Consider the following 15,991-nt stretch of genomic DNA (forward strand, 5'->3'; position numbering starts at 1 on the left):
CCGCCATGAGCCAAGAAATCCTTTTGCTGGTTGAAAAATGCTCGCACTGCATCAGCTGGTACGACCCCGGATCGGGCGAGCGGCTGCGCAGCCTGCCCCTGCCCGACTTCCCGCATGAGTTCGTGATCGACTCGGCCCAGCGCTACGTCTACGTGGGGCATTACGGCGTCGAGACCTCCGGCCATGTCGGCCCGGGGGGATCCGCGATCCTGCAGATCGATATTCGTTCGGCCCAACTGGTAAGGTCTATAGACCTGTTCCCGTTCAACCGCATCCACGGCATGCAGATGGACCAGCACGACCGGCTCTACGCGCTGAGCGAGGAAAAGGCCATGCTGCTGGTGCTGGACCAGCCCGACACCGACACCGCGCCCAAGCGCGCCATGCCCTCGGGCGGCGTGAAAAGCCATCTGTTCGTGCTGACGCGCGACGGCCAGACCGCCTTCAGCATGAACCTGCTCAGCCACACGGTGACGAAGCTGCGCCCCTGGGAGCCGCTGTCCCAGCCGGTGGCCTGCCACCCCGGCCTCAAGCCCGAGGGCTGCTGCCTGAGCGAGGACGAACGCACGCTGTTCGTCAGCAACCGCTGGAGCAACACGTTGTCGGCCATCGACACCGAAACCATGGAGGTGCGCCTGACCGTGCCCTCGCGCGAGGACGCGACCCGCATCTACCGCGCCGGCAACCGCCTCCTGGTGACGAACTACGGCGACCGCAGCGTCTCGGTGGTCGACCCCGTCACGTTGCGGGAAACGGGCTACGTGAAGATGGACGCACGCGCCATCGCGCTGTCGCTCGACCCCACCCGGCCGCTGGCCTACATCTCGCAGGACGACGACCGCGTCGGCGTGCTGGACCTGCAATCGCTGCGCTTTACGCGCTTCATCGCCACGCAGCGCGAACCCGACGTCTCCCGGATCGTCCGGATCTGAGCCCCTTCACCCTCTTGATGGCTGACACTCCATGACTACCCCTCTTCGTCCCGTCGTCGCGCTTACCCTGGGCGACCCGGCAGGCATCGGTCCCGAACTCGTCGCCCGGCTGCTGTCGCGGCCGGACGTCCCGCGCCAGGCCAACATCGTGCTGGTGGGCGACCCCTGGCTCTGGCAACAGGGCCAGCGCGTGGCCGGCGTGCAGGTCGAGACCCGCCCCGTGGAAGATTTCGCGCAGGTCCGCGCCCGTCCCGACAGCGGCGTGCCCGCCTTCCTGCCCATGGACACCGTGGACCCGGTGGACGTGATCGTGGGCACGGCGCGGGCGGCGGGCGGCAAGTCGGTGCTGCAAGTGCTGGACCGCTGCATGACCGCGGCCATGGACGGCGAGATCGACGCCATTTGCTTCGCGCCGCTGAACAAGCACGCGATGAAGCTGGGCGGCCTGCGGCACGAGGACGAGCTGCACCACTTCGCCGAGTACCTGGGCGTGACGACCTATTTCTGCGAATTCAACACCATGGATGCGCTGTGGACCTCGCGCATCTCGTCGCACATCCCCATCAAGGACGTGCCGCGCTACATCGACAAGGACCGCATCAAGGACGCCACGCGCCTGATCCACCGTTCGCTGCTGGCCAACGGCATCGAAGCCCCGCGTGTCGCGGTGGCGGCGCTCAACCCGCACGGCGGGGACGGCGGCACCTGCGGGCGGGAAGAGGTCGAGATCATCGCGCCCGCCGTGCGCGAGCTGGTGGCCGAGGGCCTGCCGATCGAAGGCCCCTACCCGGCCGACACCATCTTCCTGAAGGCCCGCGACGGGCAGGTCGATGCCGTCGTCACCATGTATCACGACCAGGGCCAGATCGCCATCAAGCTGCTGGGATTCTCGAAGGGCGTGACGGTCCAGGGTGGACTGCCCATTCCCATCACCACGCCCGCCCACGGCACGGCCTACGACATCGCCGGCCAGGGCCGCGCCGACGACAACGCCATCGCCAACGCCTACGCCATCTCCTGCCGCATGGGACTGGCCCAGCGACAGGCCGCCAACCGATAACTTTCTTTTTTGCGAACCATCATGAAAATCCAATCCGTCCGCGCCCGCGTCTTCGAATGGAAGGGCAAGACCGTCCCGCCCCAGGCCAACTTCTGCTCCAACGCCATGGACGCCCTGTACGACCGCGGCGACTCCATGCAGACCTTCCGCTTCCACGGCTGGACCGTGGTCGAGATCGAGACCGACGACGGCATCGTCGGCCTGGGCAACGTCGCGCTGGCGCCCCACATCGCCAAGGCCATCATCGACCAGTACCTGGCCCCGCTGGTCGTCGGCCAGGACCCCTGGGACTACGAATACCTGTGGCAGCGCATGTACCGCTCCACGCTGGCCTGGGGGCGCAAGGGCGTGGCCATGGCGGCGATCTCGGCGGTGGACCTGGCCATCTGGGACATCCTGGGCAAGTCGGTGAACAAGCCGGTGTTCAAGCTGCTGGGCGGCCGCACCAAGGAACGCATCCCCTGCTACTACTCCAAGCTGTACCGGGGCGACCTGAAGGCCATGCAGGAAGAGGCGCAGACCTTCCTGGACCAGGGCTTCACCGCGTTCAAGATGCGCTTCGGCTACGGCCCCAACCACGGCACGCGCGGCGTGGCCGAGAACCTGAAGTCGGTGCAGGCCGTGCGCGAGGTCATCGGCTACGAGTCCGACCTGATGCTGGAGTGCTACATGGGCTGGGACCTGGACTACGCGCGCCGCATGCTGCCCAAGCTGGAGAAGTTCGAGCCGCGCTGGCTGGAGGAACCCGTCATCGCCGACGACGTGGACGGCTACGCCGAATTGTCGCGGTTGAGCGCCATTCCCATCTCGGGCGGCGAGCATGAATTCACGCTGCACGGTTTCCGCCAGTTGCTGGACAAGAAGGCGGTGTCGGTCGTGCAGTACGACACCAACCGCGTCGGCGGCATCACCGCGGCCCACAAGATCAATGCGCTGTGCGAGGCGCATTCGATTCCCGTGATCCCGCACGCCGGCCAGATGCACAACTACCACCTGACCATGAGCACGCTGGCCTCGCCCATGAGCGAGTACTTCCCGAAGTTCGACGTGGAAGTGGGCAACGAGCTTTTCTACTACATCTTCAAGGGCGAGCCGGTCGCCAAGGACGGTTTCCTGCAGCTCGACGACACGCTGCCGGGCCTGGGCCTGACCCTGAACACCGATCATCTCGATCAATTCCAGATCAGCGAGTAAAGACCATGCGCGTCATCCAATTCATCGAGGACGGTCAGCTTTGCGTGGGCGTCGTGGCCGGCGACGACGAGATCGAAGTCAGCACTGCGCGCGAAGGCGTCTACGGCCTGGCCTTGCAGGCGGCCCGTGAAGGCGTGCCGCTGGAATCGCTGCTCCGGCGCCTGGACTCGGGCCGCCGCGTCCGCTATCAGGCGCTGGTGGACGAGCGACGCCTGCTGCCGCCGGTCACCCATCCCGACACGGCCCGCATGCTGATCTCGGGCACCGGCCTGACCCACCTGGGCAGCGCCGCCTCGCGCGATGCCATGCACGCCAAGCTGCAGGAAAACACCAACCTGACCGACTCCATGAAGATGTTCAAGCTGGGCGTCGAGGGCGGCAAGCCGGCGGCGGGCCAGGCGGGCGCGCAGCCGGAGTGGTTCTACAAGGGCGACGGCAGCCTGCTGGTGGCGCCGGAGTGCGACTTCCCCGTGCCCGGCTTCGCGCTGGACGCGGGCGAGGAGCCCGAGCTGGTGGGCGTGTACGTGATCGACGACCAGGGCGCGCCGCGCCGCATCGGCTTCGCCGTGGGCAACGAATTCTCGGACCACTTGACCGAGCGCTTCAACTACCTGTGGCTGGCGCATTCCAAGCTGCGGCCCTGCGCGTTCGGGCCGGAACTGCTGCTGGGCGAGCTGCCGGCCGACCTGCGGGGCGCCAGCCGCATCGTGCGCGGCGACGAGGTCCTGTGGGAAAAACCCTTCGTCACCGGCGAGGCCAACATGAGCCACACCCTGGCCAACCTGGAACACCACCACTTCAAGTACCCGCAGTTCCGCCGCCCCGGCGACCTGCACGTGCACTACTTCGGCACGGCCACGCTGAGCTTCTCCGACCAGATCCGCACCGTGGACGGCGACCGCTTCGAGATTTCGCTGGACGGCTTCGGCCGCCCCCTGCGCAACGCCGTCCGCTTCGAGCCCGCGCCGGCCGTGGTCGGCGTCACGTCCCTGTAGAACCGACATGAATACACCCGAATACCATCTTTATATCGACGGCGAGTGGATGCCGGGCGTCTCCGCCCGGCCCAACGTCAATCCCTCGGACACGAGCGACGTGATCGGCCTGTACGCGCAGGCCGACGCCGGGCTGGCGCACCGCGCCATCGCCGCGGCGGCGCGGGCCCGGCCGGCCTGGGGCGCCTCCACGCCCCAGCAGCGTTTCGACGTGCTGGACGCGGTCGGCAACGAACTGCTGGCGCGCAAGGAAGAGATCGGCCGCATGCTGTCGCGCGAGGAAGGCAAGACCCTGCCCGAGGGCATGGGCGAAGTCGCGCGCGCCGCCATGATCTTCAAGTTCTTCGCCGGCGAGGCGCTGCGCACGCCCGGCGACCTGCTGCCCTCGGTGCGGCCCAATGTCGGCGTGGAAGTGTTCCGCCAGCCCGTGGGCACGGTCGGCCTGATCACGCCGTGGAACTTCCCCATCGCCATCCCGGCATGGAAGATCGCGCCGGCGCTGGCCTACGGCAATACCGTCGTGTTCAAGCCCGCCGAACTGGTGCCGGGTTCGGCCTGGCTGCTGGCCGAGATCCTGTCGCGCACCGCGCTGCCCAAGGGCGCGTTCAACCTCGTCATGGGCGCGGGCTCGGCCGTCGGCCAGGCCTTCGTCGATTCCCCGGACGTCCAGGCCATCAGCTTCACCGGCTCGGTGGCCACCGGCCGCCGCATCATCGCCGGGGCCGCCGCGCGCGGCGCCAAAGTGCAATGCGAGATGGGCGGCAAGAACCCGCTGGTGGTGCTGGACGACGCCAACCTGGAACAGGCCGTGGAAACCGCGGTGCAGGGTTCGTATTTTTCCACCGGCCAACGCTGCACGGCGTCGAGCAAGCTGATCGTGACCGAGAACATCCATGACCGCTTCGTGCAGGCGGTGCAGGCACGCATGGCCAGGCTGAACGTCGGTCATGCGCTGCGCGCCGGCGTGGACATCGGTCCGGTGGTGGACGAGCGCCAGCTCGCGCAGAACCTGTCCTACCTGGACATCGCCCGGCGCGAGGGCGCGCAGGCCATCACCGGCGGCGAAACGCTGGAGCGCGACACCACGGGCTATTTCCAGGCCCCCGCGCTGGTGATCGGCACCGAGCCCGGCATGCGCATCAACCGCGAGGAAGTCTTCGGCCCCGTCGCCAGCGTGCTGCGCGCCCGCGATTACGACGAGGCCCTGCACCTGGCCAACGACACCGAGTTCGGACTGGCCTCGGGCATCTGCACGACCTCGCTGAAGTACGCCACGCATTTCCGGCAGCACGCCCAGGCGGGCATGGTGATGGTGAACCTGCCCACGGCAGGCGTCGACTATCACGTGCCGTTCGGGGGCACCAAGGCTTCGTCCTACGGCCCGCGCGAGCAGGGTCGCCACGCGGCCGAGTTCTACACGACGGTGAAGACCGCCTACATCGCAAGCTGAACCCTCTATCCGCCCGCCGACAAGAGACGGGCCTCATCCAGGAGACGAACATGCACTTCCCCACCCGCCGCAGGCTGGCCCTGGCCGCCGCCTGCACGCTATTCGCCGCGCCCGCCGTCCAGGCCCAGGGCAACTTCCCCAGCCAGCCGGTCCGGATCATCGTCGGCTCGGAAGCCGGCAGCGCGCCGGACGTACTGGCCCGCGTGCTGGGCAAGGAGCTGTCCGCGGGACTGGGGCAGGCCATCATCGTCGAGAACCGCGCCGGCGCCACCGGCACCATAGGCGCCAACGCGGTGGCCTCGGCCGCGCCCGACGGCTACACGCTGCTGATGGGCACGGTGTCCAACATCGCGCTGGCTCCGTCCTTCTACCCCATCAAGTACAAGCCCACCGAGAGCTTCACGCCCATCAGCATGGTCGCCTCGGTGCCGCTGGTGCTGGTGGCATCGCCGGCCACCGGCATCGCCAGCGTCGAACAGCTGCGCGCCAAGCTGAAACAGGCGCCGAAGGGGTCCTACAGCTATTCCTCGCCCGGCGTGGGCGGCCCCCAGCACCTGGCGGGCGTGCTGCTGGGCAAGCAGATGGGCACGGAGCTGCTGCATGTTCCCTACAAGAGCGGCGGCGCGGCGCTGACCGCGGTGGCGGGCGGCGAGACCCAGATCGGCTTCGCCGGCATCGCCGCCGCCATCGGCCTGGTACAGGCCAAGCGCGTGACGCCGCTGTTCGTGACCGCCGGCCAGCGCTTCCCGCAGTTCCCCGGCGTGCCGTCCGCGCCGGAAGCCGGGCTGCCCGAGCTGGACGTGGACAACTGGCATGCGCTGTTCGCGCCGGCCGGCCTGCCCGCGCCGGTGCGCGCCACGCTGGAAGCGGCGGTGAACAAGGCCTTGCAGTCTCCCGAGGTGAAGAAGCAGTTCGAATCGCTGGGCGCCGCGCCCACCGGCAGCACTGGCAGGGAGCTGGCCGAGAAAGTCACCGCGGAAACCGCGCGCTGGACGAAAATCGTCGACGACAACGGCATCAAGGCACAGTAGATGAAACCCTCCAACCTGCTGATCATCATGGACGACGAGCACAACAAGAAAGTGCTCGGCTACAACGGCCATCCCATGGTCCGCACCCCCAACCTGGACCGGCTGGCGGCGCGCAGCACCTCGTTCGAGGCCGCCTATTCCAGCTCGCCCATCTGCGTGCCGGCGCGGGCGGCCTTCGCCACCGGCCGCGACGTGCACGAGACGGGCTACTGGGACAACGCCATCGCCTACGACGGCCGCGTCCCCAGTTGGGCCCACGCGCTGCGCGACGCCGGCCGGCTGGCGGTGTCCATCGGCAAGCTGCACTACACCGGCGACGACATCGACGGCGGTTTCACCGAGCAGATCATCCCCATGCACATCGAGGCCGGGGTCGGCGACCTGTACGGCCTGATACGCGACCCGCTGCCCATCCGCCACCAGTCGGCCGATCTGGCCAAGAGCATCGGTCCCGGCGAAAGCAGCTACACCCGCTACGACCGCGACATCACCGACAAGACGGTCGAGTGGCTGCACGCGCGCGGCCAGCAGCGCCAGGACCCGCCGTGGGTGCTGTTCACGTCCTATATCGCGCCCCATTCGCCGCTGATCGCGCCGCCCGAGTTCTACGCGATGTACGACCCCCGGGCCATCCCGCTGCCCAAGCGCGCATCGGGCCCGCTGCATCCGTGGATACAGGCCTGGAACGACTGCTACCGCTTCGACTCGCATTTCGAAAGCGACGAGCAGCGGCGCATCGCCATCGCTTCGTACTTCGGGCTGTGCTCGTTCCTGGACCACAACGTCGGACGCATCCTGCACGCGCTGGAGACCAGCGGGCTGGCGGCCGACACCCGCGTCATCTTCCTGTCCGACCACGGCGACAACCTCGGCTCGCGCTCGCTGTGGGGCAAGTCGACCATGTACGAGGAATCCGCCGGCATCCCCATGCTGGCCAGCGGCCCCGGCTTCGAGCCCGGCCGCAAGGTGCGCACGCCGGTCTCGCACGTGGACATGTATCCCACCGTCATGCAGGCGGCCGGACTGGACTGCCCCGCGGGGCTGCCCGGCAAGTCGCTGCTGGAGATCGCCGCCGGGCCGGACGACGGCCAGCGCACCATCCTGAGCGAGTACCACGCGGCCGGCTCCGTCAGCGCGGCCTACATGCTGCGCCGTGGCCACCACAAGTACATCCACTACACCGGCTACGCGCCCGAACTGTTCGACCTGGAACAGGATCCCGAGGAATTGCACGACCGGGCGGGCAAGCCGGAAAGCGCGCCGCTGCTGGCCGGGTTCGAGGCCCACCTGCGCGGCCTGCTCGATCCCGAGGCCGTGGACCGGCGGGCCAAGGAGGACCAGGCCGCGCTGATCGTCCAGCACGGCGGCACCGAGCGCATCCTCAAGCGGGGCGGCAGCAGCTATACCCCCATCCCGGGCGAAGAGGTCAAGCTGCTCAATGAACAATGACCCGCTCGGACGCGGCCCGCTGTTGCCCGGTCCTGGCGTGCTGGCCGGGACCGGCGCGGCGGCCCTGGTCGCACTGGTGACGCTGGCCATGTTGGCCTGGGCGGTCGGCCCCGACCCGCTGGCGTGGCTGCAACAGCCAATGGTGGACGGCCGGCCCCATCTCATCGACATGGTCCAGGCCTGGCATGCCCGCGCGATGGTGCTGGCCTGGGCGGTCATGATCCCGCTGGGCATCCTGGCCGCGCGCTTCTTCAAGGTCACGCCGCGGCAGGCGTGGCCGGCGGCGCTGGACAACAAGTGGTGGTGGCACATGCACCTCGCGCTCCAGATCGGCGGCGTGGTGCTGACCGCGGGCGCGGTGGCGCTGGTCTGGCAAGTGTCGGGGTCGGACACCGGGCTGGCCCGCCTGCACCGCGTCTCGGCCTGGGCCACCTGTGCGCTGGCTGCCTTGCAGGTGCTGGGCGGCGTGCTGCGCGGCTCGAAGGGAAGCCCGGACGAATCGGGCGACCACTACGACATGACCGGCCGGCGCATCGTGTTCGAGGCGGCGCACAAGCTGGCTGGCTATCTGGCGCTGGCCGTGGCGGCCGTAGCGATCGCTACCGGACTGCTGCACGTCAACGCGCCGCGCTGGATGCCGGTGCTGATCGGCGCCTGGAGCCTGGCCTGGGCCGGCGCGTTCGCGTGGCTGCAATGCCGGGGCTGGTGCATCGATACCTACCAGGCGATCTGGGGCGCCGATGCGCGCCACCCCGGCAACCGCCGTCCGCCGGTCGGCCCGGGCATCCGAAAGATCAGCCGGTAGTTGTTGAGCCGCCGGAACAGGCGCCAAGTACATATCCCAACCCTGACCGCCTAAACTTTTTTCGGAATCGCTGGATAACTTGATTGAGACCGTCTGGTGCTGTTCCGCGCCTCCTTCGTGCGCAGTCTCGAACACGACGACACCGCCGCCCGTCCGGCCCCCTGAGCGCCGAGCGCCTCAGGCCGCGCCGGCGATCATCGCCAGCGTGGCCCGCGTCAGCGCACTTTCCGCCTTCGCCAGTTCGCACAACAGATTGAAGTGGTTGCAATGCGCCGCCTCCACCCGCGTCACTTCCACCCCGACTTCGCGGCACGCGGCCTCGTAGGCCGCGGTCTGGTTCTTGAAGCCGTCGGTCTCCAGCCCTCCCACGGCCGTGACCATCGGCAGCCCGCGGCGCGGCAACGAGAACATCGGGCTCAGGCGCCCGGCCTGGTCGGGGTACAGCCGCAGCCATTCGTTGACGTTGATCTCGCACAGCGGCCGCAGGTCGAACAGGCCGCTCAGCGCCAGCACGCCCTTGACCGCGTCGTCGGGCACGCCGTATTTGTCCTGCCAGCCGGTGGCGGCCAGCATGCCGGCCAGGTGCCCGCCCGCGGAGCTGCCGCCCACGTAAATACGGTCGCGGTCCAGCCCGTAGCGGTCGGCATGGCGGTGGACCCAGGCCACGGCCGAGCGCATTTCGCGCACCGTCTCGCCCAGCGTGGCCTCGGGCAGCAGCGTGTATTCGACCGGCACCACTGCCACGCCGGCGGCGTTGAACACCGGCGCCATGATGGGAGCGTCTTCCTTGGTCTGCGAACGCCAGTAGCCGCCGTGGATGAACACGAACACGGGTGCCGGCTGGCGCGCGGCCACGGGCAGGAAGATGTCCAGGCGCTCGGCCGCGCCCATGCCGTAGTGCAGGTCGCGCACGGCGGCACAGCGCCGCACCGCCGCTTCGGCCAGTTCGGCGTACTCGCGCACGCAGGCGTCGAAGTCGGGCACCGAGGCGCGGGCGTTGTACTGCACGGCGCGCTGCGCCAGATCGGCGAACAGCAGGTCAGGTTTCCTGGGGGGCATGCGAGGCAATGTCCTTGAAAGGAGCGAAGCGTTCGATCAGCGCCACCGTCTTGCGGTAGTGCTCGGCCAGCAGCACCACGGCGCGCTTGCTGTCGCGCGCCAGCGCGGCATCCATCAGGTCCTGGTGCTCGCGGCCGACGTCGCGGCCCACGTCGCCCCAGCCCGAGCGGCCGCGCAGCGTGGGGCGGCGGTAGCGTTCGGTCTGCGTGTACATCTGCACCGACAGTTCCATCAGCCAGCGCGACCCGCAGGCCGCGATCAACGCGCGATGGAATTCCAGATGGCGCTGCTCCAGCATCTCGCTGGCCTCGTCGTCGGGAGCAGGCATGTCCTGGACACGCTTGGCGGCCAGGTTGAGCGCGTGATAGGCCGCCACCAGGCGGGTTTCCCAGACGTCGTCGCCGTTCTTGAGCGAACGGCGCATGGCCTCGCAGTCGATCAGGATGCGGGTCTCGGCCGCGTCCCACATTTCCTCGCGCGAGAACGGCGCGACCCGGAAGCCGCGCGAGGCGGTCGACACCACCATGCGTTCGCTCTGCAGGCGGTTCAGCGCCTCGCGTATGGGCGAGAAACTGATGCCGTAGCGCTGCTTCAGGAACTCCAGGCGCAAGGACTGCCCAGGCTCGATGCTCCCCGAGATGAGATCGCGCCGCAGCGAACGGTAGACCTGCTCGGCCAGGGTGATTTCCTCGACCTCGCCGTCGGGCGCATCGTAAGGCACTCCGGACTCCTGCCGGGTCGCCTTCACTCGTGGTTTCAACTCGTTTCTCCTGGGCAAGGCCCGCCCCGCGCGGGGGCGGCGGATTCAGAACTTCCCAGATAATAATTCGCCGCAGCCCGGCACGCTCGTGGACAGGCCCAGCTTGCGCATCATCTGCCAGGACGTGGCCACGGCGGCGGAGACGGTGGGGATGCCCGATTCGTCCTGCACCTTCTGGATCGAGGGCAGCGACTGCATCTGCACGCAGGCCGACAGCACCAGGGCGTCGATGTTGCCCCGGTCCAGGCGCTTGTAGATATCGACCAGGCGCGCCGGATCCTGGGCCGCCACCTGCAGGTTGTCCGGGATTTCCAGCGCGACGTAGTCCTTGACCTCGATGCCCTCGCTTTCGATGTATTCCACCACCAGCCTGGTGAGCGGCTTCATGTAGGGGCAGACCACCGATACGCGCTTCGCGCCCAGGGCGTGCAGGCCATCCACCAGCGCGCCGGCGCTGGTCACCACCGGCGCCGGCGCGCCGTTCTCGTCGGTGCGACGGGTCAGGCGTTCCTCGGAAACCCGGTGGTAGCCCTTGCCCATGCTCATGATGGCCACCAGGCAGGCGTAGCCCAGCACGTCCACGCGTGCGTCGGACAGTTCGAGCGCGCAGCGGTCGCTGTCGCGGTCCATGGCTTCCAGCTCTTCCTTGGTCACCTTCTTCATGCGCATGCGGCTGGAATGGAAGGTGAAGCGCTCGGGCGCGACGGCCTCGCGGGCGCGGAACATGGCGGGAATCTCCGTTTCCATCGTGGTGTTGGACGACGGAACGATCTGGCCGATCTTGATGGGCGCGCCGGCGGCGCGGGTCGGGGTGGCGGTCATGGGGTCAGGCCTCGGGGGAAATCGGGGAGGACGGCGCGGCGTCGAAGGACTCGCCCGTCAGCGGGTCCGGATCGTCCAGGAATTGCGCGGGCTGCTGCGTGCGCCGGTTCACGCGCAGGTCGAACACGTCGAAGCGGTTGTAGTGGCCGATGATGTCGTGCATCTGGCGCGGCTGGATGCAGCGCGACAGGTCCACCTCGGCGTAGACGATGCCCTCGCGGTCGATCAACGGCTCGCCGATGACGCGGCCGTCCGGCCCCAGGATGCCCGAGAACGCGCTGTTCGAGCGGCGCAGCAGTTCGCGCGTGTGCGGATGGGAGGCCGCCATGGCCTCGACGATCTCTTCCGAGATGGTCGAGCACGACACCACCGTGTAGACCTTGCCTTCGAAGCTGTGGGCGGCGGCGCGCACGCGTATGGCCTCGGCCATGTCGTAGTCGGCCGGCGCCACCGGCAGCGAGATGTAGCTGGCCACGTGCACCAGCTCTCCCTGCGCCAGCAGCGCGAAGCGCGCCAGCGTGTTGGTATTCTCGCCGCAGGCCAGCGCGCCCAGCCGGCCGATGGCGGTGTCGTGCACGCGCAGCGACGAGCCGTCGCCGTTGGCCCAGGTCAGCTTCTCGGCCCAGGTCGGCACCAGCTTGCGATGGCGCCCCAGCAGCCTGCCGTCGGGGCCGAGGGTGACCAGCGTGTTGTAGATCGTGCCCAGGCCGTGCGCGGCCCGCTCGTTCACGCCCACCACCACGTGCACCTTGCAGGCCTGGGCGGCGGCGGCGATGCGCCGGATCTCGGGACCGGGGATCTCGATGGCGCTGCGGCACAGCTTCTCGAACCACGGGCTGCCCTCTATGGGCGTCATGATCCAGTTCCAGTACGGGTAGCCGGCCACGAACACCTCGGGGAAGGCCACCAGCGAGGCGCCGTTGCCGGCGGCTTCCTCGATCAGCGCGCACACCTTGTCCACCGTGGCCTCGGTGTCCAGGAAAACCGGCGCCGCCTGCACGGCCGCGGCCTTGAAACGGGGGAGATTCAGCATGATGTTCCTCGCGTCCTTGATCAGAGTCCCAGATAGCGCTGGGCCAGTTCCGGCTGGCCCGACAGTTCGGCCGGCGTACCCGCCCACACCACCCGCCCTTTCTCGACGATGTGGTGGCGGTCGACCAGCGCGCGCATCTCGGCCAGGTTCTTGTCTATCACCACGATGGTCAGCCCTTCGCGCTTGAGCACGTCCAGGCAGCGCCAGATCTCCTGGCGAATGATGGGCGCCAGCCCCTCGGTGGCCTCGTCCAGCACCAGCAACAGCGGATTGGTCATCAGCGCGCGGCCGATGGCCAGCATCTGCTGCTCGCCGCCCGACAGCGTGCGCGAGGACTGGCGGCGCCGTTCGCCCAGCCGGGGAAAGAGCTGGTAGATGCGGGGCAGGTCCCAGTCCGAGGCGCCGCGGCCGGCGCGGCGCGTGGCCACCAGGTTTTCTTCCACCGTGAGCGAACCGAACACCCGCCGTCCCTCGGGCACGAGACCCACGCCCAGCCGCGCCACCGTGTGCGGCGCCTGGTTGGCGATGTCCCGGCCCTGGATGGCGACACGGCCGGCGCGCGCGGGCAGCATGCCCATCAGCGTGCGCACGGTGGTGGTCTTGCCCATGCCGTTGCGGCCGATCAGCGACACGACCTCGCCCTGCCCGGCCTCGAACGACAGGCCGAACAGCACTTCGCTCGATCCGTATCCCGCCCGGATGCCGTCCACGCTCAGCATGCCGCGTCTCCCAGATAGGCGCTGCGCACCTCGGGATGCTGGCGCACCTCGTCGCAACTGCCGGTGAATATGAGCTTGCCGTAGACCAGCACGCTGATGCGGTCGGCCAGCGCGAACACCGCGTCCATGTCGTGCTCCACCAGCAGGATGCCATAGCGTTCGCGCATCCCCGCCAGCAGCCGTGTCATCCGCGCCGATTCCTCCGGCCCCATGCCGGCCATGGGCTCGTCCAGCAGCAGCAGGCGCGGCTCGCGCGCCAGCGCCACCGCCAGCTCCAGTTGCCGCCGCTCGCCATGGGCCATGTCGGCCGCCGGCACGCCGGCGCGGTCGGCCAGCCCCACCCGCTCCAGCCAAGATTGCGCTCGCCCGGCCAGCCTGGCGTCGCGCCGGGGATCGGACCAGATCGAGAAGAGGGTGCGCGGGCCCACGGTCAGCGACAGCATGACGTTCTCGATGGCGGTGTACTCCAGGCACAGCTGGGTGATCTGGAACGATCGCCCCAGGCCGCGCCGTGCCCGCTCGTAGGCCGGCATCGCCGTCACATCGCGCCCGGCAAGGTGGATCTGTCCGGCATCGGGCCGGATCTCGCCGCAGATCTGCGTGATCAGCGTGGACTTGCCCGCGCCGTTGGGACCGATCAGCGCATGGATCTCGCCCGCGCGCACGGTCAGGTCCACGTCCTGCGTGGCCGCCACCGCGCCGAAGGACTTGCGCAGGCCGCGCACGTCCAGCAGCACTTCTTCCGCTGCCGCGCTATGCATGGCGCTTCCCCAGCCAGTGGCCGAACAGGCCGTGCTTGCCGGCCAGCACCACCAGCACCAGGATCGGACCCATGATGAACATCCAGTGCTCGGTCCAGGCCGACAGCGCCTGCTCCAGTCCCAGGAACACGCCGGCGCCCGCGATGGGCCCCAGCAGCGTGCCTACGCCGCCCAGGATGACGATGGCCATCAATTCGCCCGACTTGGTCCACGCCGCCATGTCGGGCGTGACCAGCTCGGCGTAGTTGGCCCACAGGATGCCGGCCATGCCGGTGCCCACGGCCGAGATCACGAAGGCGCTGAGCCGGTACGGCATGGGCGCCACGCCCAGGTTCACCGCGCGCCGCTCGCTCTGGCGCAGCGCCTGCAGCACCATGCCGTAACGCGAGTTGACCAGCTTCACGCAGAAGAGGGTCCACAGCGCCAGCACGGCCAGGCTGAGGTAATAGAAGCTGACCGGATCGGCCAGGTCGATGCCCGGCAACTGGCTGCGCCGCGACATCATCAGGCCGTCGTCCCCGCCGTACACCTGGAGCGACACCAGGATGAAGTACACCATCTGGCCGAAAGCCAGCGTGATCATGATGAACTGCACCCCGCTGGTCCGCAGCGCCAGATAGCCCACGACCCAGCCCAGCAGCGCGCAGCACGCCAGCGCGAGGGGCCAGACGACCAGCGCCTGCGTGCTGCCGGCCCAGCCGAGCAGCGGCCCGGCCTCGACCGCGTGGAAAGTGACGATGGCGACCACGTAGCCGCCCAGTCCGAAGAACATGGCGTGGCCGAAGCTGATCAGCGCGCCATAGCCCAGCACCAGGTCCAGGCTGACCGCCGCCAGCCCGTAGATGACGAAACGCGTCATCGCGTTGATCAGGTAGGGCGTGTCGGTGGCGTGCGAGGCCACCGGCACGAGGGCCAGCAGCAACAGGCCCACCCAGCCGAACACGGCGCGGCGGTTCCATTGCGTGAACAGGCCCGCCGGGCCGCGCCCGGGTACCGCGATTCCACTCGTCCGGCTCATCCCAGCAACCCCTTCGGTCGGAAGATCAGCACCAATGCCATCAGCACGTACACGCTGGCCGAGACCAATCCCGCCGCCAGCATGTCGGCCACCTCGGGCGACAGCATCGCCCCCAGCAGTTGCGGGAAATAGGCGCGGCCCAGGCTGTCCACCATGCCGACCAGCAGCGCGCCGGCCATCGCCCCGCGCACCGAACCGACCCCGCCGATCACGATGACCACGAAGGTCGTGATCAGCACGCGCTCGCCCATGCCGATTTCCACCGCCAGCAGCGGCGCCGCCATCACCCCGGCCAGGCCGCACAGCAGCGCCCCCAGGCCGAACACCACGCTGTAGAGCTTCTGGATGTCGATGCCCAGCGCGTCCACCATCTCGCGGTCGTCGGCGCCGGCGCGCACCAGCATGCCCACGCGCGTCCGGTTGATCAGGAACCACAGCCCCAGCGCCACCAGCGCGCCCACCACGATGAAGGCCAGGCGCATCAGCGGATACTGGAACCCCGGCGCCAGCGGCACGGTGCCGGCCAGGAAGGCCGGGATCTCGACCATGGGCGGCTGGCGCCCGAAGATCATGCTGACCGCCTCGTTGGTGAACAGGATCAGCCCGAAGGTCGCCAGCACCTGGTACAGGTGGTCGCGCTTGTACAGGCGCCGGATCACCGTGAACTCCACCAGCAGCCCGTACAGCGCGGCGCCGGCCAGGCCGGCCACCGCGCCGGCGGCGAAGGAGTTGGTGTGGGCCAGCGCGAACGCCCCGCAATAGGCGCCGACCATGTAGAACGACCCGTGGGTCAGGTTGATGACCCCCATGATGCCGAAGATCAGGGTCAGGCCCGACGCCAGCATGAAGAGCATGGCGCCGAATTGCAGGCCGTTCAGCAGCTGTTCGAATAGCAGCGCCATG

At 68.8% G+C, this 15,991-nt stretch carries 16 protein-coding genes; 8 read left to right on the forward strand and 8 right to left on the reverse strand.

Annotated features, from left to right (window positions below):
- Nucleotides 1–5: 5 nt before the first annotated feature.
- From AC1Q6E_RS10640 to AC1Q6E_RS10675, 8 genes are read left to right on the forward strand one after another with little or no spacing between them, the layout of a single operon-like run.
- Nucleotides 6–932 (forward strand): YncE family protein, encoded by a 927-nt coding sequence (locus AC1Q6E_RS10640; RefSeq protein WP_296556240.1) that lies wholly within the window; start codon nt 6–8, stop codon nt 930–932.
- A 31-nt stretch (nt 933–963) separates the two neighbouring features.
- On the forward strand, nt 964–1,992 hold the full coding sequence (locus tag AC1Q6E_RS10645) for a 4-hydroxythreonine-4-phosphate dehydrogenase PdxA (RefSeq protein ID WP_492572707.1): 1,029 nt from the start codon (nt 964–966) through the stop codon (nt 1,990–1,992).
- Nucleotides 1,993–2,013: 21 nt separating this feature from the next.
- Nucleotides 2,014–3,186, forward strand: coding sequence for an L-rhamnonate dehydratase (locus AC1Q6E_RS10650; RefSeq protein WP_296556241.1), 1,173 nt, complete (start codon nt 2,014–2,016; stop codon nt 3,184–3,186).
- A 5-nt stretch (nt 3,187–3,191) separates the two neighbouring features.
- Nucleotides 3,192–4,181, forward strand: coding sequence for an AraD1 family protein (gene araD1, locus AC1Q6E_RS10655; protein WP_296556242.1), 990 nt, complete (start codon nt 3,192–3,194; stop codon nt 4,179–4,181).
- Nucleotides 4,182–4,188: 7 nt separating this feature from the next.
- Nucleotides 4,189–5,631, forward strand: coding sequence for an aldehyde dehydrogenase family protein (locus AC1Q6E_RS10660; protein ID WP_492572708.1), 1,443 nt, complete (start codon nt 4,189–4,191; stop codon nt 5,629–5,631).
- Nucleotides 5,632–5,681: 50 nt separating this feature from the next.
- The gene (locus AC1Q6E_RS10665; RefSeq protein WP_152793101.1) at nt 5,682–6,662 is read left to right on the forward strand and encodes a Bug family tripartite tricarboxylate transporter substrate binding protein; all 981 of its coding nucleotides are present in this window, start codon (nt 5,682–5,684) and stop codon (nt 6,660–6,662) included.
- Complete coding sequence (locus AC1Q6E_RS10670) at nt 6,663–8,111, forward strand: sulfatase family protein (RefSeq protein ID WP_492572709.1); 1,449 nt, start codon at nt 6,663–6,665, stop codon at nt 8,109–8,111.
- Complete coding sequence (locus AC1Q6E_RS10675) at nt 8,101–8,916, forward strand: cytochrome b561 domain-containing protein (protein WP_492572710.1); 816 nt, start codon at nt 8,101–8,103, stop codon at nt 8,914–8,916. Before AC1Q6E_RS10670 ends, AC1Q6E_RS10675 begins: the two co-directional genes overlap by 11 nt.
- 177 nt (nt 8,917–9,093) lie before the next feature.
- Here the strand turns inward: AC1Q6E_RS10675 and AC1Q6E_RS10680 are convergent, their stop codons facing one another.
- Genes AC1Q6E_RS10680 through AC1Q6E_RS10715 form a run of 8 tightly spaced genes read right to left on the reverse strand, consistent with a single transcriptional unit; the run spans nt 9,094 to nt 15,990 of the window.
- Nucleotides 9,094–9,975 (reverse strand): alpha/beta hydrolase, encoded by an 882-nt coding sequence (locus tag AC1Q6E_RS10680; protein ID WP_492572711.1) that lies wholly within the window; start codon nt 9,973–9,975, stop codon nt 9,094–9,096.
- Nucleotides 9,956–10,735: a GntR family transcriptional regulator gene (locus AC1Q6E_RS10685; protein ID WP_492572712.1), complete on the reverse strand. Its 780-nt coding sequence runs from the start codon at nt 10,733–10,735 to the stop codon at nt 9,956–9,958. The genes AC1Q6E_RS10680 and AC1Q6E_RS10685 overlap by 20 nt, the downstream gene beginning before the upstream one ends.
- Nucleotides 10,736–10,780: 45 nt before the next feature.
- The gene (locus tag AC1Q6E_RS10690) at nt 10,781–11,557 is read right to left on the reverse strand and encodes a maleate cis-trans isomerase family protein (RefSeq protein WP_296556245.1); all 777 of its coding nucleotides are present in this window, start codon (nt 11,555–11,557) and stop codon (nt 10,781–10,783) included.
- 4 nt (nt 11,558–11,561) lie between these two features.
- A complete protein-coding gene (locus AC1Q6E_RS10695) occupies nt 11,562–12,590 on the reverse strand; it encodes a carbon-nitrogen hydrolase family protein (RefSeq protein WP_492572713.1) in 1,029 nt (342 codons plus the stop codon).
- Between the two features lie 20 nt (nt 12,591–12,610).
- Nucleotides 12,611–13,309: a branched-chain amino acid ABC transporter ATP-binding protein gene (locus AC1Q6E_RS10700; protein ID WP_152793096.1), complete on the reverse strand. Its 699-nt coding sequence runs from the start codon at nt 13,307–13,309 to the stop codon at nt 12,611–12,613.
- The gene (locus AC1Q6E_RS10705) at nt 13,303–14,070 is read right to left on the reverse strand and encodes an ABC transporter ATP-binding protein (protein WP_152793095.1); all 768 of its coding nucleotides are present in this window, start codon (nt 14,068–14,070) and stop codon (nt 13,303–13,305) included. Before AC1Q6E_RS10705 ends, AC1Q6E_RS10700 begins: the two co-directional genes overlap by 7 nt.
- Nucleotides 14,063–15,088: a branched-chain amino acid ABC transporter permease gene (locus AC1Q6E_RS10710; protein WP_152793094.1), complete on the reverse strand. Its 1,026-nt coding sequence runs from the start codon at nt 15,086–15,088 to the stop codon at nt 14,063–14,065. Before AC1Q6E_RS10710 ends, AC1Q6E_RS10705 begins: the two co-directional genes overlap by 8 nt.
- Nucleotides 15,085–15,990: a branched-chain amino acid ABC transporter permease gene (locus AC1Q6E_RS10715; RefSeq protein ID WP_152793093.1), complete on the reverse strand. Its 906-nt coding sequence runs from the start codon at nt 15,988–15,990 to the stop codon at nt 15,085–15,087. Before AC1Q6E_RS10715 ends, AC1Q6E_RS10710 begins: the two co-directional genes overlap by 4 nt.
- Nucleotide 15,991: the final 1 nt, after the last annotated feature.

The sequence above is a fragment of the Pigmentiphaga sp. MLSB6-MA01 genome (assembly GCF_058793475.1).